Here is a 213-nt window from a genome sequence, read left to right on the forward strand (position 1 = left end):
GATCGACCAATTGACTGAGCCGGCGGCACGCTGAAGTATTGCCTCTGTTCCAGCACGGCTGGTTGAAACTGCGATGACATATCCGATCCAGTCCCGGTAGTCGCCCTTCCTGACGATAGGCATCTTGGGTTTAGCGTACAGTTTGACCTCGACGACGCCCGGCAAAGCAGCCGCCCGACTGCCGCCCTCTATCCAATCGAGGATGCCATCACG

Annotated in this window: 1 pseudogene; it reads right to left on the bottom strand. The window is 58.2% G+C overall.

Features of this window, described 5'->3' with window-relative positions:
* Positions 1-213, bottom strand: a pseudogene (locus AC0L2B_RS00010) (ATP-grasp domain-containing protein); the annotation flags it as partial.

It is taken from the genome of Mesorhizobium sp. WSM4815 (genome assembly GCF_055811575.1).